The sequence below is a fragment of the Stenotrophomonas sp. GD04024 genome, from assembly GCF_029837545.1.
In the GTDB taxonomy this organism is placed as follows: Bacteria; Pseudomonadota; Gammaproteobacteria; order Xanthomonadales; family Xanthomonadaceae; genus Stenotrophomonas; species Stenotrophomonas forensis.
In genome coordinates this window covers 1-21,165 of the sequence record NZ_JAOEDV010000043.1, presented here as the reverse complement: position 1 = coordinate 21,165, position 21,165 = coordinate 1, and the positions used below count along the sequence as shown (strand labels likewise).

Here is a 21,165-nt window from a genome sequence, read left to right as displayed (position 1 = left end):
GCGAGGGGGGACGTTGCCGGCCAGCGGCCGGCACTACCGGGCAAAATCACGCGGCGCGGCGCAGGGTTTCAGTCAGCGACTCGATGCTGGCGGCCTTGGGTTTGACCAGCCAGAACTTGCCGATGTAATCGCGGAACTCGTCGAGGATCTGCTGCGCCCAGATGCTGCCGGTCAGCTCGCGGTGGCGGCCGATCAGGCGATGCAGGTGCTGGCGGTAGTTCTCGAAGCCCTCGGCCGACACGCGGTGGATGTCGATCAGCTCGTGGTTGTAGCGATCGACGAAATCGCGGTCCACGTCCAGCACATAGGCCAGGCCACCGGTGAAGCCGGCGCCGAAGTTCAGGCCGACCTTGCCCAACACCAGCACCACGCCGTCGGTCATGTATTCGCAGCAGTGGTCACCGGCACCTTCCACCACCGCCAGCGCGCCGGAATTGCGCACCGCGAAGCGCTCGCCGGCACGACCAGCCGCGAACAGTTCGCCTCCGGTGGCGCCGTACAGGCAGGTGTTGCCGATGATGGCGGTGCTGCGTGCCTCGAAGCGCGCGCCACGCGGCGGCCGCACTACCAGGCGGCCCCCGGCCATGCCCTTGCCGACGTAGTCGTTGGCCTCGCCCTCTACTTCCAGATGCAGGCCGCCGACATTGAAGGCGCCGAAGCTCTGCCCGGCACTGCCACGGAAGCGCAGCTCCAGCGGTGCTTCGGCCATGCCCTGGTTGCCATGCGCGCGGGCCACCGCACCGGCCAGGCGGGTGCCGATGCTGCGGTCGGTGTTGTGGATCAGGAAGCGGTGTTCGCCACCGCGCTTGTGCTCGATGGCCGGGGCCAGCAGGCCATCCATCTGCGTGGCCAGGCTGTCCGGCGATTCGTACAGGCGCTGCGCGGCGCAGTGGCTGCCTTCGTAACGGGCATCGGCCAGCAGGCGCGACAGGTCCACGCGCACGCCATCGCGCGGCGCGGCCTCGATCTGCCGCAGCAGGTCGGTGCGGCCGACGATTTCCTCCAGCGAACGCGCACCCAGGTACGACAGCCAGCCACGCACTTCCTCGGCCAGCAGGCGGAAGAAGTTCTCCACGCGCTCGGGCTGGCCGGTGAAATGGTTCGCGCGCAGGCGCTCGTCCTGGGTGGCCACGCCGGTGGCGCAGTTGTTGAGGTGGCAGATGCGCAGGTACTTGCAGCCCAGCACGATCATCGGCGCGGTGCCGAAGCCGAAGCTGTCCGCACCCAGCAGCGCGGCCTTGACCACGTCCAGGCCGGTTTTCAGGCCACCATCGGTCTGCAGCAGGGTGCGCCCGCGCAGGTCGTTGGCCAGCAGCGCCTGGTGCGCTTCGGCCACGCCCAGTTCCCACGGCACGCCGGCATAGCGGATCGAGCTGACCGGCGAGGCGCCGGTGCCGCCGTCATGGCCGGAGATGGTGATCAGGTCCGCGCCGGCCTTGACCACGCCGGCCGCGATCGTACCCACGCCGGCATGGCTGACCAGCTTCACCGACACCAGCGCGGTCGGGTTGACCTGCTTGAGGTCGTAGATCAGCTGCGCCAGGTCTTCGATCGAATAGATGTCGTGGTGCGGCGGCGGCGAGATCAGGCCGATGCCGGGGCGCGCATAGCGCAGGCGCGCGATCAGTTCGTTGACCTTGTGGCCGGGCAGCTGGCCGCCTTCGCCGGGCTTGGCACCCTGCGCGACCTTGATCTGCAGCACCTCGGCGTTGACCAGGTATTCGGCGGTGACGCCGAAGCGCCCCGAGGCCACCTGCTTGATCTTGCTGCGCCGCGGCGTGCCGTAGCGGGCCGGGTCTTCGCCACCTTCGCCGGAATTGCTGCGGCCGCCGAGGCGGTTCATGGCAATCGCCAGCGCCTCGTGCGCTTCCGGCGACAGCGCGCCCAGGCTGATCGCTGCGGTATCGAAGCGCGGGAACAGCGCGCTGGCCGGTGCCACTTCATCGAGCGGCGTGGGCGTGGCGGCCGGCACCAGTTCCAGCAGGTCGCGCAGTGCCGACGGCGGCCGTGCATGCACGGCATCGCAGTACTGCTGCCACGCACGCGGGTCGCCACTGCGCGCCGCGCGCTGCAGGGTGGTCACCACGTCCGGGTTGTACATGTGGTACTCGCCGCCGTGCACGTACTTCAGCAGGCCGCCGACATCCACGTCCTGCTGCGCATCCCAGGCCTGCGCGCACAGCTCGCGCGCGTCGGCATCCAGGCGCGCGAAACCGGCGCCACCGATGCGCGAGGCGGTATCGGGGAAGCACAGGTCGACCACCTCCGGTTCCAGGCCGATGATCTCGAACAGCTGCGCGCCACGGTAGCTGGCCACGGTGCAGATGCCCATCTTCGAGATGATCTTCGACAGGCCCTTGTAGACGCCCTTGCGGTAGCGGCGGCCGATCTGCGATTGCTCGCCGCCCTTGCTGAGCTTGAGGATGCCGCGGCGGCCGAGGTCGAACAGGGTCTGGTAGGCCAGGTACGGGTACACCGCCGTGGCGCCGAAGCCGAGCAGGCAGGCCATGTGGTGCGGGTCGCGCGCGGTGCCGGTCTCGACGATAAGATTCACGTCGCAGCGCAGGCCCAGCCGCGAGAGGTGGTGGTGGATGGCGCTGGTGGCCAGCAGGGCGTGCACCATCGGCCGCCCGGCCACCGGGTAGCGGTCGGACAGCAGCAGCATCACCATGCCGTCGCGCGCGGCCTGTTCGGCTTCGGCACAGATGCGCTCGATACCGGCACGCAGGCCTTCGTCCTCGCTGTAGGACAGGTCGAGCAGGCGGTTGGCCTGCACGTACTGGTCCATCTTCAGCAGCTGGCGCAGCTTGCGCTGGCTGAGTACCGGCGAGTTGAGGATGACGTGGTTCACCGTCTCCGGGCCGGCATGGAAGATGTTGGTCTCCTTGCCGAGCTGGGTGGACAGGGACATCGCGCAGTCTTCGCGCAGCGGGTCGATCGGCGGGTTGGTGACCTGGGCGAAGGCCTGGCGGAAGTAGTCGTAGAGCGGGCGGCTGCGCTGGCTCAGCACCGCCATCGGCGTGTCGTCGCCCATCGAGCCAGTGGCTTCCTGTTCGGTCTCGGCCAGCGGCCGCAGCACCTGCTCCACTTCTTCGCTGCTGAGCTGGTACAGCTTGTGGTAGCTGCGCAGGGTGCCTTCATCGAAGGGCTCTTCCACCAGTGACGGGTCGATCAGTTCGGTCTGCAGGTAGGTGACGCCCTGCTGCAGCCACTGCTTGTACGGCGCGCGGCCGCGGTTGATGCGGTCCACCGCGTCGGAGTCGAGCAGGTCGCCGCGCTTGAGGTCGATGGCGATCATCTCGCCCGGGCCAAGCTTGCCCTTGCGCACCACGCGCTCGGTGGGCACTTCCCACACGCCGGCTTCGGAGGCGACCAGGAAGTGGCGGTCGGCGGTCAGCATCCAGCGCGCCGGGCGCAGGCCATTGCGGTCGAGGGTGCACACGGCGTAGCGGCTGTCGCAGGCGACGATGCCGGCCGGGCCATCCCAGGGTTCGCTGTTGAGCCCGTGGAACTCGTAGAACGCCGCCAGGTCCGGGTCCTTGAACTCCAGCGACTGGGTGGCCGGCGGGACCAGGATGCGCAGCGCCTGGATCAGCTCCATGCCCCCGGCGACCATCAACTCCAGCATGTTGTCCAGGCTCTGCGAGTCCGAACCGTGCATGGAGATCACCGGATCGAATTCGCCGATATCGAAGCGCGGCGTCTTCCACACCTTGCTGCGTGCCTGCGCCCAGCGCCGGTTGCCTTCGATGGTGTTGATCTCGCCGTTGTGGGCGAGCATGCGGAACGGGTGGGCCAGCGGCCAGCGTGGCAGCGTGTTGGTGGAGAAGCGCTGGTGGAACACGATGGCGCTGGAGGCCAGTTCGCGGCGCTGCAGGTCCGGGTAGAAGCGGCTGAGCTTGTCCGGCAGCACCATGCCCTTGTAGCTGATCGCATCCGGGGTGAGCGTGGTGACGTAGAAGTCAGCATGCGCGCGCAGCTGCTGTTCGCTGCGACGGCGCGCCAGGAACAGCGCCAGCGCGAAGCCGGCGTCGTCCTGGCCGATGCCGGCGTCGACGAACACCTGTTCGATGCGCGGCAGTGTGTCGCGCGCCAGCTGGCCACAGACGCTGTCGTCGGTGGGCACCTCACGCCAGCCGGCCACCTTGCAGCCCACGGCCTCCACCTGCGCCTGCAGCTGGGTGCGGCAGGCCTGCGCAGCATCGGCATCATGTGGCAGGAACACCAGGCCAGCGGCGAAGCGCGCGGCGACGACGATGCCGGCTTCGCTGGCCAGCAGTTTCAGGAAAGCATCGGGGCGGCGCAGCAGCAGGCCGCAGCCATCGCCGGTCAGGCCATCGGCGGCGACACCGCCACGGTGGGTCATGCGCGAGAGCGCGGCGATGGCGGTATCAACCAACAGGCGCGAAGGTTGATCGTCGAGCTGGGCGACCATGCCAAATCCACAGGCATCGCGCTCGGAGCGCGGGTCGTAAAGCCCTTGGCGGTTGCGGGGGGCCATCTCTACCTCGATGCGGAATGAATTGAACGGGGACACTCAAGCCCGCCCAATCCCTGGAGCGCATCGTGAGGCCACCGGATGCCTCGACTAGATCACAGGTTGCTGCAACGCCGCAATACACGGTTGCAGGTGCAACAGAAAGCGCCGGCACGCCTGTGCCGGCGCGGGGCCGGGCTCAGCCGCAGCGCGTGCCGGTGACTGCGCCCTTGTCGTCCACTTCGATGTTGAGGCGGTCGCCGAGGAACTCCATCGTGGCCACGTCGTTGGGCTTGAGCACGCGCACCTGGCTGGCGCCGGCGTCTTCCTGCGCCTGCTTGCCCAGCGCGTCGGTGTAGGCCTGGCCGACCAGGCTCTGCACCTGGCTGGCGTCGCAGGTGCCGACCGGCGGCGCCTCGGTCGCCTTGCCTGCGTCGTCGGCCGGCGCCTTGGCGGCTTCGGCGGCCTGCTGGGCATGGGCGGTGGCCGAATCCTGTTCATCCAGCGCCGGTGCCTGGCAGGCGGTCAGGGCCAGCACGGCCGGCAGCAACAGGGCGGAGAGCGAACGGGTGCGAATCGGGAACGACATCATGACTCCGGAAGGGGTTGTGAAGACCCGAGCATAGCGGCGAACCGACCCTCACGTGTTTGTCTTGCGTTATCGACAGGATCACCGCGCCGCACCCGCGACACTCAGTGCATGCCAACTCCCTCCACTCCGGAACAACGGGCCGCGCGTGCCGCCGGCCTGCGCTATGTCGATGACACCCAACCCGGCATCAGCCGCCGCCGCGCCGGCAAGGGCTTCAGCTACCGCGATGCCGACGGCCACGCGCTGCGTGATGCCGCCACCCTGCAACGCATCCGTGCGCTGGCCATCCCGCCGGCCTACACCGCGGTATGGATCTGCGCACATGCCAACGGCCACCTGCAGGCCACCGGTCGCGATGCGCGTGGGCGCAAGCAGTACCGCTACCACGCCGACTGGGCGAAGGAGCGCGACGCCGGCAAGTTCGACCGCATCATCGCCTTTGGCGAGGCCCTCCCCTCGCTGAGGCGGCGGTTGTCGCGCGATCTCAAGCGGCCGGGTTTCCCCAGGGAAAAAGTGCTGGCGATGGTGGTCGCGCTGCTGGCCGACACCCTGGTGCGGGTCGGCAATGAAACCTACGCACAACAGAACCGCTCGTTCGGACTGACCACACTGCGCAACCGCCATCTGGAGCTGCTGCGTGGCGGGCGGGTGCGCATGCGCTTCCGCGGCAAGTCCGGGCAGCTGCAGGAGGTGACCGTGGGCGACCGCAGGCTGGGCCTGTTGGTGCGGCGCCTGCAGCAGCTGCCGGGGCAGGCGCTGTTCCAGTACCGCGATGACGACGGTGCGCTGCAGCCGGTGGATTCCGGCGCAGTGAACGACTACCTGCGCGAGGTGATGGGCGAGGACTTCACCGCCAAGGATTTCCGCACCTGGGGCGGAACCGTGGCGGCGGTGCAGGCGTTCGCCACCACCGAGCTGCCGGAACCGGCCAGCCAGCGTGCGCTGGCCCAGGCACAACGGGTGGTGGTGTGCGAGGTGGCGGCGCTGCTGGGCAATACGCCGGCGGTGTGCCGCAAGGCCTATATCGATCCGTGCGTGTTCGCCGGCTGGGAGCGCGGCGAACTGGCTGCGCTGGCCGGCCTGCGCGGCCCGCGCCAGTGGGAGCAGGCAACGCTGAAGGTGCTGCGCCGGGCGCGGCGGTTGGCCAACCGCAGCGCCTGAACCCTCGGTAGCGTCGAGCTTGCTCGACGGCTGTTATCCGCAGTAGATCGCGGTGATGTTGTTGGTGCGGCCCTTTTCGATGGTCAGGCGGTCACCGCCTTCGCTGGCTGGCGGTACCCGCGGACCGTCGTGACGCAGCACCCGCACGTGCAGGCTGTCGCTGTCCACGCGTGCACGCGCAACGGTGGCGTCCGACGCGGCCAGGCCCAGCGCACCGCGCACCATGTCACTGTGGCACTGGCCGGAAATCACCCCGTCGATCGGCTGTACCTGCGCCATCGGCGTGCTGCTGCAGGCGGCGAGGGCGAGGCTGAGGGCGGCGGCAAGGGCAGGGTACATGCAGGCGTTCTTCACAGGTGCGGTCCTCGTGTGGTTGCGTGCAGGGTGCGATGGCACGCGTGGTGGCGGAATGAATGCCGTGCACGCCATGGACACGGTGCACTCACTGCCCCCGACAGCGCCGATGGAGACACTGCAGCCGCGGCGGATGCCGCCCCCGGTAGTGCCGGCCGCTGGCCGGCAGCCCCTTTCCCTCCCGAGGAGACCCGCATGGCCACCATCAAGAAGACCCCCGCCCGCCGTAAAGCCTCGCCCAAGGTGCGCAAAGGCAGCACCGCAACCACGACCACCGCCGACCCGGATCGCCCACGCGTGGTGAAAACCGCAACCCGCAAGGCCGCCGCCAGCGACCCGCGTGCGGCGCGGGTGGCCTCGCGGCAGCGGCGCCTGCAGGACCAGGAGAAGGCCAAGGACGCGCGCGCAGCGAAGAAGGCCACGAAGAAGACCGCCACCCAGGCCGGTACACGCAGGCAGCCTGAGGTTATGCCCGCACAGCAGCTGGCCAAGCCCGGGCATGAACACCAACTTGAGCTGGCGCCACGCTTCCTTGCGCCGGACTATGCCGGCAGCGGCAAGCTGCAGGGCCTGCGCGCGATCATCACCGGTGGCGATTCCGGTATCGGCCGTGCGGTGGCGGTGCTGTTCGCACGTGAGGGTGCGGACGTTGCAGTGCTGCATCTGGATGAAGCCGAAGATGCCGAGATCACCCGCCAGCACGTGGAACGCGAGGGCGGACGCTGCGTGGTGATCGCCGGCGACGTGCGTGATCCGCGATTCTGCAACAAGGCGGTGAAGCAGGTGGCCAAGGCCTTCGGCGGCATCGACATCCTGGTCAACAATGCCGCGTTCCAGCTGCATTGCGAGCGGCTGGAAGACCTGGAAGACGCGCATCTGCAGGAAACCCTGCAGACCAACATCGGCGGTTACATCCAGATGGCGCGTGCGGTGCTGCCGCACCTGGGCGAGGGTGCCAGCATCATCAACACGGGTTCGGAAACCGGCCTGTTCGGCAGCAAGGCGCTGATCGACTACTCCGCCACCAAGGGCGCGATCCATGCGTTCACCAAGGCGCTGGCCAGCCAGCTGCTGCCACGTGGTATCCGGGTCAACTGCGTGGCGCCGGGGCCGGTGTGGACGCCGTTGAACCCGGCCGACAAGGCGGCAGAGGACGTTGCCGAATTCGGCAAGGGCAGTGACATGGGCCGGCCCGCACAGCCCGAAGAACTGTCGCCCGCCTATGTGTTCCTGGCTTCGCCGGTCTGTGCCAGTTACATCAGCGGAGTGATCCTGCCGGTGATGGGCGGTCCGCGCGGCTGACGCGGCGGCGGTGCCGGCCGCTGGCCGGCAGCTATCCTCGCCGCATGCGAACAGAGGATGGGGTGGGCATGGACGGCACCGCTGAATACCTGTGGCTGCCGCCGGGCGCCACACCGCCCGAACGGGCCTGCTCCCCTTGCCGGGCCATTGTTGCTGTCGAAGCCGCCGTGGAGGCGGACTGGCAGGCGCCGATGAGCGATTGGCTGGTGCGCAGCGGTTGCCGCTACATGATGGCCTGGGGCATCGAGTGCAGCGGTTGGGATGATGCGGTGGACATGGCATCGCCGGAGGTCGAGTGCGCCGACTTCGTGATGACCACCTGGCATGATCGCGACACCCTGGCGGAGGTGTCGGCGTTCTGCGCCATTGCCCAGCACTCTACGCTGGAGCTGCCGCACACTCGGGTGTTGCATGTTGCTGGGGTGGCCGACCGGGCGCGCGTGCTTGCAGGTGTTCAGGGCGCTGTTACAGCAGATGCGTAAAGATCGGCGATGCGCGGAATGAACCGCTGCGGTTGGCGCGTGAGCACTCACGCGACCAGATGCTGGAGCTCCAGAGAAACTCTGATGGCCGAATGCTGCTTCGCGATGAACTGGATGCATTCAAGGCGGTGCTGGTCGAGCAGGGCTGGCCCACCTATCGCACCTCGGGGCCAGCCCTGATTGATGCGGCCGGCAAGCTGCTGGAGCGCTCTGGCCTGGATTGCGAATTCCAGAAGTACATGCTTCGCGTTCTTGATCAGCAAGTCGGCGATGACATCCGTCCTGCAATCTATGCATGGCTTGCGGATCGCATCCATGCTTCCCACAATTCCAGCCAACTGTACGGCACCCTGCAGCAGCGGCTCGATGATGTGGCTACGGTTGATCCGCCAGTAGCCTCGTTGGGCTCCCTGCTGTTCTTCCGTGACTTCTACGGTCTGCCCAGCCTGGAGGAGGACCTGGCCTCGGGCGGCATCGATTACGAAGTGACCTTGTCACAGCCACCGGCGACGTACACCTGGCCCGACATCCGGACGCTGCTCGGTGAGCTGATCCAGCCCGATCAATCCTTGCGGGCAGCGCTGAGCGCTGCCCGCAGCAAGGGCGTTTCAGCAAAGGTCGAGCTGCTCAAGGAGGAGATCGCTGCCTCCGATCGAGAAGGCCTGCGAAGGATCAAGCAGGTATTCGAAGGCGTAGGCTTTCCGACGCGGGACATGGCGGGCATTGATGGTGTCTCTAGGGCCTTCCTCCTGGTCCAGCACGCGGATGAGGATCCAGCGTTCCAGAGGCGTGCGTTGGAGCTGGCCAAACCATTGATGGAGTCACGCGGCATGTCGCGACGCCAGTATGCAATGCTGGCTGACCGGGTTTCCCCTGGCAGAAGGCGAGCCGCAACTGTACGGCACGCAGATGACCCTTCAGAACGGCGTGTACGTGCTGCAGCCTACGTCCGATCTTGACGGTCTGGACAAGCGTCGATCGCAGATGGCGCTTGGCCCTTATCAGGCGATGCTCGATAGTGCCAACGCCAGTCGTCCTTGATTGAAATGTTGCGCCAACATCCTGGGCTTCCAGTGTTGAAGTATCCAGTTGATCTGCAGCATCGAATTGAAGTTTCGAGGGGATTCCTTGGCAGACATGTGGCTGGAGGTGGCGGCCGGGCGCGCCTGCTTGCTTGCAGATGTTCAGGGCGCTGTTGCGAAATACTCGCAGCGCAATGCGCACTTTTGATGTGGAGAACGTGATCGCGCGGACACGCGGAATCCGCAAATTCACACACAGAAGGAGTAAATGCATTGGATCATTTTCATGAACACGCGAAATGTGACGAGGTTATCGATGTCGCAATTGCCTTCACTCAAGTGTTGACGTGATGCGCTCGATGATCGATAAAAAGGCCCAACGCAACGGGAAAGGATGCCCCGATGTCACGACATCTTTTTCGCAGGGAAGTGATGCAGGCGAAGGGAAATCGTTGGCTGGGCCGCATCAACATGGTGCAGCCGATTCCGCTTTGGCTGTTTACCGCCTTCGCTGCCTGCTCAGCTGTTTCCGTCATTCTCTTCATTGCACTTGGCAGTTATACAAAGCGTGCCCGGGCCATGGGACAGCTTGTCCCTGTCGAAGGCATGTCCACTGTCATGGCACCCGCAAGCGGTGTCGTCTCTCTTCTCAAGGTCAGTGAGGGAGAGAATGTGCGTGCAGGTCAGGTGGTTGCCGTGCTCACCGTGCCAAGGGCAACGGTTGGCGAAGGTGATACCTCCGCCGCATTGGAGAAGCGCATCCGCGAGCGGGTCCAGGGATTGAAGGATGTGCAGGCTGCGGATCAATCCCAGCTCGATGCACAAAGTGACGGTCTCATTGCGCAGGTGGCTGCGGCGCAACGCGAGCTGGCGCAGTTCAAGGAGGAAATCCAGACAAGAAGCAGGCAGGTCGTACTGGCCGAAGAGACACTCTCGCGGCTGGAGAGACTGCGCGAAGGCAGTTACGTAAGCGAACTGCAGATCAAGCAGCAGCAGACACTGGCGCTTGAACAGCATGCCAGTGTGCAGGCCCTGCAGCGCCAGGCAATCACAACACAACGACTCATAGCGCAGTTGCAGGAGGCCATGCGCTCGCTGCCGCAAAAGCGTGAAGCCACCAGAGCCGGTCTGCGGGGCGCATTGGCCCAACTTGAACAGGAACACGTCGAGCTGCTCGCACGAGGTGAGCTGGTGCTTACCGCGCCGGTGGATGGAACGGTTGTCACGCAGGTGCTGAAGCCGGGCCAGTCGGTGACCATGGGCCAACCTCTGCTGAGTATCCTGCCGCAAGACGGCCGTCTGGAAGCTGGCCTGCTGGTGCCCAGTCGTGTCATCGGCTTCATTGATCCCGGCGATCGCGTACTGCTGCGTTACCAGGCGTACCCCTATCAGAAATTCGGTCACCATGAGGGAACAGTGCAGCGCGTCAGCCGCAGCGCGCTTACTGGGACAGAGCTGGAAATGCTGATGCCCGGCTCGACGATCCAAGGCGAACCGATGTACAGGGTCACCGTCGCACTCTCCAGTCAGGAGATGGACGCTTACGGTCGCATCGAGCGACTCAAGCCCGGCATGACACTTGAAGCTGACATCCTTGGCGAGCGCAGCAGCTTGGCCGAATGGATCTTTGCGCCACTGGTCGCACGAAGCAAACGGATCTTCTAGAGAAGGTCACCTCCACTCAACCCGTCCTGCCGTTGAAACCGAACGGGCGGACACGCAGAGGAAGCAGCGATGGAACTAGAGCAGCGGGAAAGGCTTGGGAGCGTGCCGGATCTGGGCGATGTCGATGTTGTCGATGACCTGGTACCAGACGAACTTCGGCGCGACATCCTGCGACTGGTCCGTAAACCCATCTGGGCGTATGGATGGAAGTCGGTCAAGTCTGAAGACCGCTTCAGCTTCTGGCATGCGCATTTTGCCGGAGGCGACAAGGAAAGCCGTCAGGGGTGCCTGGCCGAACTTGCTGCAAACGAAGCTGCACGACCGATCCACGAGCTGTGGGAGTGCCTGTCGCAGACGGTGCTGGCCGGCCATGAACCCCTTCGTGTGTACGCCAATGCCCATACCTACGGCGTGGAGGGCTATGTTCATACAGACAATGCAGACAAGGAAAATTACTTCACTGTCGTCTACTACGCCCACGGAATCTGGCATCCCAACTGGTCGGGCGAGACAGCTTTCGTGGTGCCGGAGACGGGTGACATCACCCATGCTGTCTACCCGCGACCTGGGCGCCTGGTGGTGTTCCGGGGCGCCACGCCACACGTTGCACGTTCACCCAGCCGGGACTGTCCCGAGCTGCGCATCACCGTCGTGTTCAAGACCCAGCTTGCACAATGACCTTGCCCGTCGCCAACATGCCGGAGCGGCCCTCCCTGCAGATGCTGCAGGAGTACCTGTCACTCCTGCGCGCTGACCAGGTGCCGCACTCGGGGCGAACGCTGAAGGATCATCTGGAAGGAACGGGCCGCATTCTGCGGGAGTGGGGATGCGACGAGGCGGTATGCATCGCTGGCATGTTCCACAGCATCTACGGAACGAACGTGTTCGGATTCAAGCGTCTTGGGTGGAGTGATCGGCCGCTGGTGGGTCGGATGCTGGGCGAACGTGCCGAGCATTTGGTGTATCTGTTCTGCGTCAGTGATCGGCCCGGTGCGTTCCTCGAAGCGCTGGGTACCGGCATCATTCGCCACAGAACAAGCGGCGAAAGCTTCAGTGCGGGCGTGGATGTCTGTGCGGCGTTGCTTGAGATCGAATCCGCCAACCTCATCGAGCAGGGATGCGGCGAGCAGTTCCTGAAGCGACTGTCCGCATGGGTGAGCGCATATCCAGACCTTCCGCTGAGCGTTGGCCTGCGCTCGCTCCTTGCCGGGTACACGGCGGCTGGAAAGGCGCCCGCCGCCCCTGGCAGGCCGACAGCGGAGGAACTCCATTGAACGCTTCATCCATCCGTCGGAAATTTGCAGTTGACCGTTTTGCGCGGCTTGAGCAGCTGGTGGCGGCAGAAGTGATGGATCTCTACTTCCAGTATGCGAAGAGCTATGCGCGCATGCCGAAGTACTATGAGCTGGAAACAGAAACCGCATCGCTGGGGCGATATGCCGACGCCATGGGCGAGGTGCTGCTGGCCAAACTGTTGCCTGAGGTGGAAGACTGTGTAGGAAAGCGGCTGCATGCCACTTACTCGTTCCTGCGCTTCTACACGCCTGAATCGAGGCTGCGCAGACACACTGACCGCACATCCTGCGAATACACGCTGACCTTGACCGTTGGCAGCGAAGGTACACGGGCGCCCTGGCCGATCATGATTGAGACCCAGGAGGGTGTGCAGGCGTTCGACCTGGCTCCAGGTGATGGGCTCCTGTTCTCCGGACGTGAGCTGCCCCACTGGCGCGAATGCCTGCCAGTGGGAACCTGGCTCCAGCTCTTCTTGCATTACGTCGATGCAGACGGGCCGCATGCAGCGAACCGGTTCGATGGACGGAAATTTCTCGGACCGACGAGGCGATCAGTAGCATGACTGTTCTCATCAATGCTGGAACGCACGATACACACGCCAAGGCCGTCGTTTGGGGCTTGCGGCGCAAAGGAACGACCGTGTTTCATCTGGCGAGCGACAGGTTCTGCCAGACAACGGCCTTCAGCATCCGCGTAGGGGCTGCGCAAAGTGGTGCCACGCTCGCGATCGACGGAGAAACCGTAGCCCTTGATCAGCTGTCGGCAGTGTGGCATCGCCGCCCGTTTGAGGCGCTGCAGAACGCTGGCGTTCAACCAGAGGATGAGGTGTTCGCCCGAGGCGAATCGCAACTGATGCGCGAGGGGTTGTATCGATCCCTGGAGCTTGTCCCGGCAGTGAATCCATTGGATGCCCTTGTCCGGGCCGAAAACAAGATCCATCAGCTGAAGCACGCGGCCGAGCTTGGCTTCCAGCTTCCGGCCACGTTGATAAGCGGCTCACCTGAGGATGTCCGAGGTTTCCTTGCCCAACACGCGGAGTGCATTTACAAGCCGCTACGCGGCCATGTCTGGAAGTCCGATTCTGCTCGACGCGCGACCTACACCGCCAAGGTCAGCGAAGCAGATCTCCCGGCGGATTCACTGCTGCGCGCCGCCCCAGGCATCTATCAGGCCCGCGTGGAATATGCTTTCGAAGTCAGGGCGCAGTTTTTCGGCCGCCAGTGCGCTGCGATCCGTATCGAGCAGCCGACGGATGGCAGTCTCGACTGGCGGCGCAGCCAGGGCACGATTGACACCTGCGAAGTGGTGGATGTCCCGCTCGACCTGCAGCAACGCTGCCATCGTCTGATGGAAGCGCTCGGCCTCGTGGCGGCGGGGTTCGATTTTCTCGTTACGGACGATGGGCGCTGGATCTTCCTTGAGATCAATCAGGCCGGACAGTTCCTTTTCGTCGAACAGTGGTGCCCTGGATTGCCGATGCTGGACATGTTCTGTGAGTTCATCCGTGCACCGTCGCTGCAGTGGCGATACGACATGGGACATGCGCATCGCCGGATCTCCTATTCGGAATTCATCGAGAGCACTTCAGTGATTACGTCCTGACCCCGGCAGGTGGGACGTCAACCCATTGCGTCAGGCGCCTGGCGTGATCCACCGACAACACTCCTGTTGTCGAAAATCGAGGAGAAAATGGCATGAAGAACGAAGATATCAAGAAGGACCTGGAGTCGCGCGTGCTTGGTCACATTCTTTCCCAGGAAGAAATGGAGCAGGTAGGCGGCGGCGATGGCGATGGAATTCCGACGCTCCCGCCGGTGAAGACGACGCCGGCCAGTGACAACGGAACCACGCATCCGGTCCTTGAGTAACTGAATACGGCGAGTGCTGCGATGCCTGGCCGTCAAGGTGGGCGTCGCGGCCTCGCTTTTCCGGAGAACGGAGCTGAAGCGCAATGCAGCTGGAGCATTCCATCCTGAAGGGCCATTGCCCGCACCTGGCAATCATCGACGTTGCCGCTCGGCTCGCGGGGTGCTCAGTGCAGTCTTCTGACGTCGCGCTGCTGGGCGCACCCCGCAGGTACACGGAAACTTTCTCCCTGCAGCGAGCTGCAGGCATCCTTGGTGATCTGGGCATCGTCAGTGTCGCGGTTCGCACCGACCTCGGCGGATTGGCACAACTGCGATTTCCCGCCCTGGCCCAAGTGCGGTCCGGTACACGCCAGGAGTTCGTCGTAGTGAGCCGCATCGACGATCATGCGATCGTCTACTACAGCGGCCGCCTGGGATGGCAGTTGGACGGCCTGAGTTCGTTTTCCAAGCGCTGGACAGGCGTAGCTCTCACCCTTGAGGCTGCTGTCCGTGGGCCTTGCCGCGTAGGTAGGGACGCAGCGCTGCTTTCAGATCTTGAGATTCAACTCATCCAGGATTTCATGACGGTGGACGAATGCGAGGAACTCATGGCCAGCGCGTCACCTGCGTTCCGCAAGAGCATGGTCAGTGCGGATGGCAGCTTGCAGAGTGAGGTCATGTCCAGCGGCCGCACAAGTGAATCGGCGGCCTGCTCGGGGGACCTGTGTGCCCGCATCACCGATCGCGCGGCGGAGCTGCTTGGCTGTGCGAGCACGTTGTTCGAGCCGATCCAGTGCGTCAGGTATGAGATGGGACAGAAGTTCGCCCCACACTATGATGTTCCCCTGGATGCAGGACTGCCAGATCAGTCCACGCGCGCATGGACACTTCTTGCGTACCTCAACGATGGGTTCGAAGGCGGGGAAACCCTCTTTCCTGCCTTCGACCTGAGTGTGCGCCCTCTTCGTGGCGCCCTACTCATGTTCCGTAACCGTGGCCGACAACAGCGAAGCGTCAATCCGGGTGCGCTGCATGCGGGCCAACCGGTGACCCGCGGGAGCAAGTATGCCTGCAATATCTGGTGTTCAGATGCCAATTAGATGCCTGATCGCGGTCTTCTTTCTGTTCCATGCAGCCGTCGCCCCCGCCTTGGCCGATGCTGCTCCAAGCCTGCCTCCGGTTGCGCAACATCCAGTGTCATCGAAGCCAATGGTGCTTCCGAAGGCCACGGAACTGCCTGTCGGCCCCGCGGGCACCTGGCGGTCTCCAGTGTCTAACGGCGTGGATCGGCAGATCGCGGTACTGAGTGCGCCCGCCGGCGGATTCAAAGTGGTGTATGCGCAGTATCTCCGCGGCGACATGGACTCATCACGGCTGATGCAGATCCGGTCCTCTGATGGTCGCCTCATGGACCAGCCTGAGCCGCTGTCGTTTGGTTCAGTGCTGGAGGATGCTCCGGTGCTCGTTCACATCGATAACGATACGTGGCTCTACTTTGCAGGCAGTGACGCTGATTTCAGCAATATCACGCTTTGGCGCGCGCGGGCCACGCCGCAGGGGTTTGGGGCGCCACAGCGGCTGCCGGATGTCCCGGGACTGACCCAGCTGGTCCAGGCACCTCGATGGGTGCAGGCAGAAGGCGATCTCTATCTGACATTCCGTGGAATGGGAACCGGTCCTCGCTGGATGTCGATGCGCAATGCCCGATCACCATCGGAGTTTCAGGGGGCGGCATCGACACCCGTGGCGTATCCGCGCGTGGTGCCGCTGGGCCAGCATGGCTGCTTCATGAGTTATCAGAAGGCGCCCGAAGGTGGCTACATGACAACGCTGTACAGCGTCAGCCCCGACTGCAGAACCTGGTCCGGCCCTGTGGAGCTTTCGCCAGCAAAGTCTCCGAACAAGCCGGATGTCCACGACGGGTTCGCGCTGCCTCGTCAGGACGGCGGCGTGGACATCTACTATGTCTACCCTTCCTACAAGGGCGCCACAGCGCGGTTTCCCGTCAGTTTCGATCTGTACAGGCGCGCAGTGGATGTACAGGGCAGGGCAGGTCCCGAGCAGCTCCTGACCGAACGGCTTGCCTACAATCCATTCGCTCCTTCCGCGCATCGAATGCCGGATGGGTCTGTCCTGGTCTCGTTCTCGGACATCGAGGCGCGCGGCGATGCTGGTGTGACCAAGGGACGACTGACGCTCTTCCGGATTTCCGGAGATGCGCCGATGGAGCCTGAGCGCCCTGGGCACCGCGACAGTGACAGCTGACGTGATCGTGTCGTCCGTCATGCCCCTTTCCCGGCAATCCAAGCGGCTGCGCACATGAAGGTCATCCTGCAGTCTGAAAGCGCCGAATGCGGGTTGGCCGCATTGGCGATGGTGGCTGACCACCATGGCCAGCACGGTGGGCTGGCCGTGCTGCGCCAGCGGTTTAATCTTTCGCTGAAAGGGCTGCGTCTGGATCGGCTGGTTCAGATCTCCCAGCAGATTGGATTTTCGGCGCGCGCGATTCGAGTCGAACTCGAAGAACTGGGGAAGCTGACGACTCCGTGCATACTGCACTGGGACATGAACCATTTCGTGGTTCTGAAAACGGTGCGTGCATCAGGGATCGTCATTTGTGATCCCGCCGTCGGTGAGCGGAAACTCAGCTACCGCGAGGCATCGGAGCACTTTACCGGAGTTGTGCTGGAGCTGACACCGACGGCCGAGCTCAAGCCCGTGAAGCGCGCACCGGCGATCAGCCTGCAGCAATTGACTGGCGCGGTGCGCGGCATGTGGCGCTCGTTGGCCCAGGTTCTGATTCTGTCGCTGGCGTTGCAGGTTTTCGTCGTGCTGGCGCCATTCCTGCTGCAATGGGTGGTGGATCAGGCACTTGTCTCGGCGGATCGTGACATGCTCACCGTCCTCGGGATTGGATTTGGCATCGCCCTGCTTCTGCAGGTTGCAATCAACCTGCTGCGTGGCTGGTCTGTGGTCTATCTTTCCACGCATTTCGGATTGCAGTGGACGAACAATATTTTCGCCCACCTGATGCGTCTGCCGTTGGCATTCTTCGAGAAACGTCACCTTGGTGACATCACCTCACGCCTTGGCTCCATCCGTGAGATCAGGACGGTCATCACCACCAGTTTCGTGGAGGGCATCATTGACGGTCTCATGGCGATCATGACCTTCGCGCTGATGCTCATCTACTCATGGGAACTGGCGATGGTGACGCTGTGTGCCGTGGCCGTCTATGCGGGTGCCCGATCTCTATCCTACCGTGAGTTCCGTAATCGGACCGAGCAGCAGCTGATGGTCGGTGCCCGGCAGCAGACGCATCTGCTCGAGTCACTCCGCGGTATACAGAGCCTGAAGGTAGCGGGTCAGGAGCCGCAGCGGCGTGCTGCCCACGAGAATCTGATGGTTGACACCGTCAACGAAGAGTTGAGGTTGGCCCAGATGGGCCTGGGCTTTACGAGCATCAACCAGCTGGTGTTCGGCATTGAGCGGATCGCCGTGATCTGGATCGGTGCGTTGCTTGCGATGTCAAATGTGTTCACCGTCGGCATGCTGATCGCTTACCTCGCATACCGGGAGCAGTTTTCGCAGCGTGTCGGCAATCTCGTCGACAAGTGGGTTGAGTTCCGGATGCTGCGCCTGCATGGTGAACGTCTGTCGGACATCGTACTGTCCGAGCCCGAGGATAGCGGAGAGGGAATCGCCCCGGCCTTGCCCGGTGAGATGGGCGTGGAGGTTGAGAATCTTTCCTTCCGCTATGGCAACGGTGAGCCCTGGATATTCCGCAACTGCAGTTTTGTTGTGAAGCCAGGGGAATCGTTGGCGCTCATCGGTGGATCAGGATGCGGCAAGACAACGCTCATGAAGCTCATGCTCGGTCTTCTTGAGCCTACGGAGGGAAGTATCCGCATTGGTGGACAGACGCTGCGCGGCGCTGGCGCTCGGCGCCTGCGTGAAGCCATCGGCGCGGTAATGCAGGATGACCAGCTTTTCGCCGGCAGCATTGCAGAGAACATATCCTTCTTTCAGGGAGCTGCCGAACAGGAGCGTGTGGAGCACGCGGCGCGGCTGGCGGCGATCCATGACGATGTAATGGGCATGCCCATGGGCTATCACAGCCTGATAGGCGACATGGGAAGCACATTGTCCGGCGGGCAGAAGCAGCGGCTTATTCTTGCCAGGGCGCTTTACCGTGAGCCCAGCGTTCTGTTTCTGGACGAAGCGACAAGCCATCTTGATGTCGCCAATGAGCGTCTGGTAAATGATGCTGTCGATAGACTTCGTCTGACGCGGATCATTGTCGCCCATCGCCCCGAGACAATAGAGCGGGCAGATCGGGTGATGGTGGTTGAAAACGCCGACGTCGTGCTGGCGACCCGAGTGCGAGCGAGCAATCTCAGGCTGAAGGCTGCGCAATCATCCGGACAGGTACCGGAGAGCCACTGAGCACGTGGCTTTGGATCCCGTTATCCCTTGATGCTGGATTTGGCTTGCATCAGCGTCGCGTCGCTACCGTTCGTCGGCCCATGACTTCCGGGGGGTTGACTACAGTTGTCGTCAAGCTGACAGTGACGACACGTGTAGTCAAGGGAGTGGTGTCATGCGTGGCAAGACCATCGGGGACCAGGAACTGGCCCTGCTGCAGTACATCGATGAACATGCGCCGGCCAGCGTCGGCGAGGTCGCCAGCGGCTACGGCGAGGCCCGTGGCCTGGCCCGTTCCACCGTGCTGACGATGATGGAACGGCTGCGCGCGAAGGGGTATCTTCAGCGCCGGCAGCAGGACGGCATCTACCGCTACCAGGCCACCCGTGGCCCCGAAAGCGTGCTGCAGGGTGCCGTGGCCCAGTTCGTCGACAACACCCTGCAGGGGTCGGTGTCGCCGTTCGTGGCCTACCTGTCGCAGCGCCAGCAGGTCAGCGACAACGAGCTGGCCGAGCTGGAAGCGCTGGTCGCCGAACTCCAATCGCGCCGCCACGAGGGCTGAGCCATGGACACCACGATGCTGATCCCGTTGTTGGAACGGCTGGGCTGGACCAGCCTGCAGACCGTGCTGCTGGTGGCCCTGGTGTACGGCGTGTGCCGCGCGCTGCCGTCGCTGTCGGCGGCCACCCGCTGCCGCCTGTGGTGGCTGGTGTCGCTGCAGGCCGTGCTCGGCCTGTTCTGGAGCCAGCCGCTGCAGCTGGCCTGGTTGCCGGCACCGCAGGCAGTGGCGATGACCGCCACCGATGTGGCTGCCGACATGATCTACCCGCTGGCCCCGGAAGCCTCTGCACAGCGGCTGGCCGCGATGCCGATGCCTGCCGCGGACGTGCCGGCGGTGGCGTGGTGGGCCGTTGCGCTGGCCGCGCTGTGGGTGTCCGGCGTGCTGCTGATGGCATGGCGCACCTTCGGTGAGTGGCGCCAGTGCCGCGCGCTGCTGGCGGCGGCCTATCCCTGCCAGGACGAGGCGCTGGTACAGGCCCTGCAGTTGGCCTCCGAAGCGCACGGGGTACGCCCTGCGCCGCGCCTGTGGATGAGCACGCAGGTGGACTCGCCGCAGCTGGTCGGGCCGTTCCGTCCGGTACTGCTGCTGCCGGCCGGCGACAATGCCCTGCAGGGCGATGCGCTGGACCTGGCGCTGACCCATGAACTGCAACACCTGCAGCGGCATGACCTGCAGTGGGGCCTGCTGCCCGCACTGGCCCAGCACCTGTTCTTCTTCCACCCGCTGCTGCGCCTGTCGGTGCGCGAATACGCACAGGCCCGCGAAGAAGCGGTGGATGCGGCCGTGGTTGGCCAGCATGGCGCGAGCCGTCAGGCCTATGGCCGCCTGCTGTTGCAGCTGGGCGTGGCACCGCAGCCACACCTTGGCGTGGCCAGCGCCGCGCCGAACACCACCAGCCTCAAGCGTCGCCTGCTCTCGCTGCAGCCGCGCCGGGCCTGCCCGCGCATTCTGGCGATGGCACTGACCGCCGTCGTGGTGCTGGTGGGCGTGGCACCGATGCGGCTGGTCGCTGCGCCGGTGCCGCCGGCACCGCCCGCGCCGCCTGCGGCACCGAAGGCCGTGGTGCCGCCGCCGCCGAAGGCTCCGAAAGCACCGCCCGCACCGCCTTCGTCCGCGCGCGTTCCGGCCGTGCCGGTGGCGCCCGCGCCGCCTGCCGAGCCGGCTGAGGTTGAGGCCTTGTCAGGTCCGGATGATGCAGATGTGGCGGTCGACGTGGATGCGGATGTCGATGTCGATGTCGATACCGGCATGCACAGTCAACATACGACCTCCCGCACGACCTCCATCACCACCTACGGCCGCCTGGACCTGGGCAAATCGCCGCCGCAGGCCTTCGTGCTGGTCGATGGCGATTCGACCTTCGCCAACGGCGGCATGGACGACGTGACGGTCGCCCGCAGGCAGCTTGGCAAAGGCCCGGCGCTGTGGTTCCGCCAGGGCGACAAGCGCTACGTGGTGCGTGATCCGATGATGATCCAGACCCTGCAGCGTGCCTACAGCGGCGCGGCGGATCTGGGCCGCCAGCAGAGCGAACTGGGCCGCCAGCAGAGTGCGCTGGGTCGCCAGCAGAGCGAACTCGGCAAGCAGATGGGCGAGATGGGCCGCCTGCAGGGTGAGGAGGCACGCCGCATGGCGCTGGCCGCCGCCGAGGCTGCGCGCAGCGCGATGGCAGCGCATGACATCAACCGCGAAGCGGCGGCAGAAGCGGCGAAGGCGGCGCGGGGCGCGACCAGCGATATGGCCGTTGCACGTGAGGCTGCACGTGAGGCCGCCGCTGAGGCACGTCGTGCAATGCAGGAAGCCCGCAGCGAGGCCGCGCAATCCGGCCGCACCCGTGACATGCAGCGCCTGGCCAGCCAGCAGTCTGAACTGGCCAGCCGACAGGCGGCACTGGGCAGCCAACAGGCCGCGTTGGGCGAGCGTCAGGCACGCGTGCATGCGCAGGCATCGCAGCAGGCACAGCAGGTGATCGCGCGCGCA

General features: G+C 64.7%; 18 protein-coding genes. 15 read left to right on the top strand and 3 right to left on the bottom strand.

The window, feature by feature from the left end; translation table 11 throughout:
- Positions 1 to 46: 46 nt before the first annotated feature.
- Positions 47 to 4,501 carry a glutamate synthase large subunit gene (gltB, locus tag N7590_RS14160; RefSeq protein ID WP_279935666.1) on the bottom strand — a complete coding sequence of 1,485 codons (4,455 nt, stop codon included), beginning with the start codon at positions 4,499 to 4,501 and terminating at the stop codon, positions 47 to 49.
- 175 nt (positions 4,502 to 4,676) lie between these two features.
- Complete coding sequence (locus N7590_RS14155) at positions 4,677 to 5,066, bottom strand: I78 family peptidase inhibitor (protein WP_164241522.1); 390 nt, start codon at positions 5,064 to 5,066, stop codon at positions 4,677 to 4,679.
- Between the two features lie 111 nt (positions 5,067 to 5,177).
- Between N7590_RS14155 and N7590_RS14150 the strand changes: the two genes are divergently transcribed.
- Positions 5,178 to 6,230 carry a DNA topoisomerase IB gene (locus N7590_RS14150; protein WP_164241523.1) on the top strand — a complete coding sequence of 351 codons (1,053 nt, stop codon included), beginning with the start codon at positions 5,178 to 5,180 and terminating at the stop codon, positions 6,228 to 6,230.
- Between the two features lie 33 nt (positions 6,231 to 6,263).
- Here N7590_RS14150 and N7590_RS14145 read toward each other — a convergent pair whose 3' ends face one another.
- Entirely contained in the window at positions 6,264 to 6,569 is a 306-nt protein-coding gene (locus tag N7590_RS14145; protein WP_053509518.1) for a hypothetical protein, read from the bottom strand.
- 210 nt (positions 6,570 to 6,779) lie between these two features.
- Between N7590_RS14145 and N7590_RS14140 the strand changes: the two genes are divergently transcribed.
- The 14 genes from N7590_RS14140 to N7590_RS14075 all read left to right on the top strand — a co-directional run.
- A complete protein-coding gene (locus N7590_RS14140; RefSeq protein WP_164241524.1) occupies positions 6,780 to 7,886 on the top strand; it encodes an SDR family oxidoreductase in 1,107 nt (368 codons plus the stop codon).
- A gap of 68 nt (positions 7,887 to 7,954) precedes the next feature.
- Entirely contained in the window at positions 7,955 to 8,368 is a 414-nt protein-coding gene (locus N7590_RS14135; protein ID WP_053509514.1) for a hypothetical protein, read from the top strand.
- A 92-nt stretch (positions 8,369 to 8,460) separates the two neighbouring features.
- Complete coding sequence (locus N7590_RS14130) at positions 8,461 to 9,327, top strand: DUF6624 domain-containing protein (RefSeq protein ID WP_154582887.1); 867 nt, start codon at positions 8,461 to 8,463, stop codon at positions 9,325 to 9,327.
- Between the two features lie 465 nt (positions 9,328 to 9,792).
- Entirely contained in the window at positions 9,793 to 11,055 is a 1,263-nt protein-coding gene (locus tag N7590_RS14125; RefSeq protein ID WP_053448414.1) for an HlyD family efflux transporter periplasmic adaptor subunit, read from the top strand.
- 69 nt (positions 11,056 to 11,124) lie between these two features.
- Complete coding sequence (locus N7590_RS14120) at positions 11,125 to 11,733, top strand: 2OG-Fe(II) oxygenase (protein WP_141401631.1); 609 nt, start codon at positions 11,125 to 11,127, stop codon at positions 11,731 to 11,733.
- Positions 11,730 to 12,329: a DUF6817 domain-containing protein gene (locus N7590_RS14115; protein WP_053509510.1), complete on the top strand. Its 600-nt coding sequence runs from the start codon at positions 11,730 to 11,732 to the stop codon at positions 12,327 to 12,329. Before N7590_RS14120 ends, N7590_RS14115 begins: the two co-directional genes overlap by 4 nt.
- Positions 12,326 to 12,913 carry a hypothetical protein gene (locus tag N7590_RS14110; protein WP_154582886.1) on the top strand — a complete coding sequence of 196 codons (588 nt, stop codon included), beginning with the start codon at positions 12,326 to 12,328 and terminating at the stop codon, positions 12,911 to 12,913. The genes N7590_RS14115 and N7590_RS14110 overlap by 4 nt, the downstream gene beginning before the upstream one ends.
- Positions 12,910 to 13,953 (top strand): MvdC/MvdD family ATP grasp protein, encoded by a 1,044-nt coding sequence (locus tag N7590_RS14105; protein ID WP_053448418.1) that lies wholly within the window; start codon positions 12,910 to 12,912, stop codon positions 13,951 to 13,953. The genes N7590_RS14110 and N7590_RS14105 overlap by 4 nt, the downstream gene beginning before the upstream one ends.
- 92 nt (positions 13,954 to 14,045) lie before the next feature.
- Positions 14,046 to 14,219, top strand: a complete 174-nt coding sequence (locus N7590_RS14100) for a hypothetical protein (protein ID WP_154582884.1) — start codon at positions 14,046 to 14,048, stop codon at positions 14,217 to 14,219.
- Positions 14,220 to 14,302: 83 nt separating this feature from the next.
- Positions 14,303 to 15,298, top strand: coding sequence for a 2OG-Fe(II) oxygenase (locus N7590_RS14095; RefSeq protein ID WP_053448419.1), 996 nt, complete (start codon positions 14,303 to 14,305; stop codon positions 15,296 to 15,298).
- 181 nt (positions 15,299 to 15,479) lie between these two features.
- A complete protein-coding gene (locus N7590_RS14090) occupies positions 15,480 to 16,463 on the top strand; it encodes a hypothetical protein (protein ID WP_164241526.1) in 984 nt (327 codons plus the stop codon).
- Between the two features lie 54 nt (positions 16,464 to 16,517).
- Entirely contained in the window at positions 16,518 to 18,644 is a 2,127-nt protein-coding gene (locus N7590_RS14085; RefSeq protein WP_053509504.1) for a peptidase domain-containing ABC transporter, read from the top strand.
- 154 nt (positions 18,645 to 18,798) lie between these two features.
- On the top strand, positions 18,799 to 19,185 hold the full coding sequence (locus tag N7590_RS14080) for a BlaI/MecI/CopY family transcriptional regulator (protein WP_164241527.1): 387 nt from the start codon (positions 18,799 to 18,801) through the stop codon (positions 19,183 to 19,185).
- A gap of 3 nt (positions 19,186 to 19,188) precedes the next feature.
- Positions 19,189 to 21,165: M56 family metallopeptidase (locus N7590_RS14075; protein WP_279935661.1), on the top strand; the 1,977-nt coding region annotated here is incomplete at its 3' end.

Bases quoted from the DNA above. Each gene is read 5' to 3' on its own strand.
- gltB (WP_279935666.1), bottom strand. From the start codon at position 4,501: ATGGCCCCCCGCAACCGCCAAGGGCTTTACGACCCGCGCTCCGAGCGC.
- N7590_RS14155 (WP_164241522.1), bottom strand. From the start codon at position 5,066: ATGTCGTTCCCGATTCGCACCCGTTCGCTCTCCGCCCTGTTGCTGCCG.
- N7590_RS14150 (WP_164241523.1), top strand. From the start codon at position 5,178: ATGCCAACTCCCTCCACTCCGGAACAACGGGCCGCGCGTGCCGCCGGC.
- N7590_RS14145 (WP_053509518.1), bottom strand. From the start codon at position 6,569: ATGTACCCTGCCCTTGCCGCCGCCCTCAGCCTCGCCCTCGCCGCCTGC.
- N7590_RS14140 (WP_164241524.1), top strand. From the start codon at position 6,780: ATGGCCACCATCAAGAAGACCCCCGCCCGCCGTAAAGCCTCGCCCAAG.
- N7590_RS14135 (WP_053509514.1), top strand. From the start codon at position 7,955: ATGGACGGCACCGCTGAATACCTGTGGCTGCCGCCGGGCGCCACACCG.
- N7590_RS14130 (WP_154582887.1), top strand. From the start codon at position 8,461: ATGCTGCTTCGCGATGAACTGGATGCATTCAAGGCGGTGCTGGTCGAG.
- N7590_RS14125 (WP_053448414.1), top strand. From the start codon at position 9,793: ATGTCACGACATCTTTTTCGCAGGGAAGTGATGCAGGCGAAGGGAAAT.
- N7590_RS14120 (WP_141401631.1), top strand. From the start codon at position 11,125: ATGGAACTAGAGCAGCGGGAAAGGCTTGGGAGCGTGCCGGATCTGGGC.
- N7590_RS14115 (WP_053509510.1), top strand. From the start codon at position 11,730: ATGACCTTGCCCGTCGCCAACATGCCGGAGCGGCCCTCCCTGCAGATG.
- N7590_RS14105 (WP_053448418.1), top strand. From the start codon at position 12,910: ATGACTGTTCTCATCAATGCTGGAACGCACGATACACACGCCAAGGCC.
- N7590_RS14100 (WP_154582884.1), top strand. From the start codon at position 14,046: ATGAAGAACGAAGATATCAAGAAGGACCTGGAGTCGCGCGTGCTTGGT.
- N7590_RS14095 (WP_053448419.1), top strand. From the start codon at position 14,303: ATGCAGCTGGAGCATTCCATCCTGAAGGGCCATTGCCCGCACCTGGCA.
- N7590_RS14085 (WP_053509504.1), top strand. From the start codon at position 16,518: ATGAAGGTCATCCTGCAGTCTGAAAGCGCCGAATGCGGGTTGGCCGCA.
- N7590_RS14080 (WP_164241527.1), top strand. From the start codon at position 18,799: ATGCGTGGCAAGACCATCGGGGACCAGGAACTGGCCCTGCTGCAGTAC.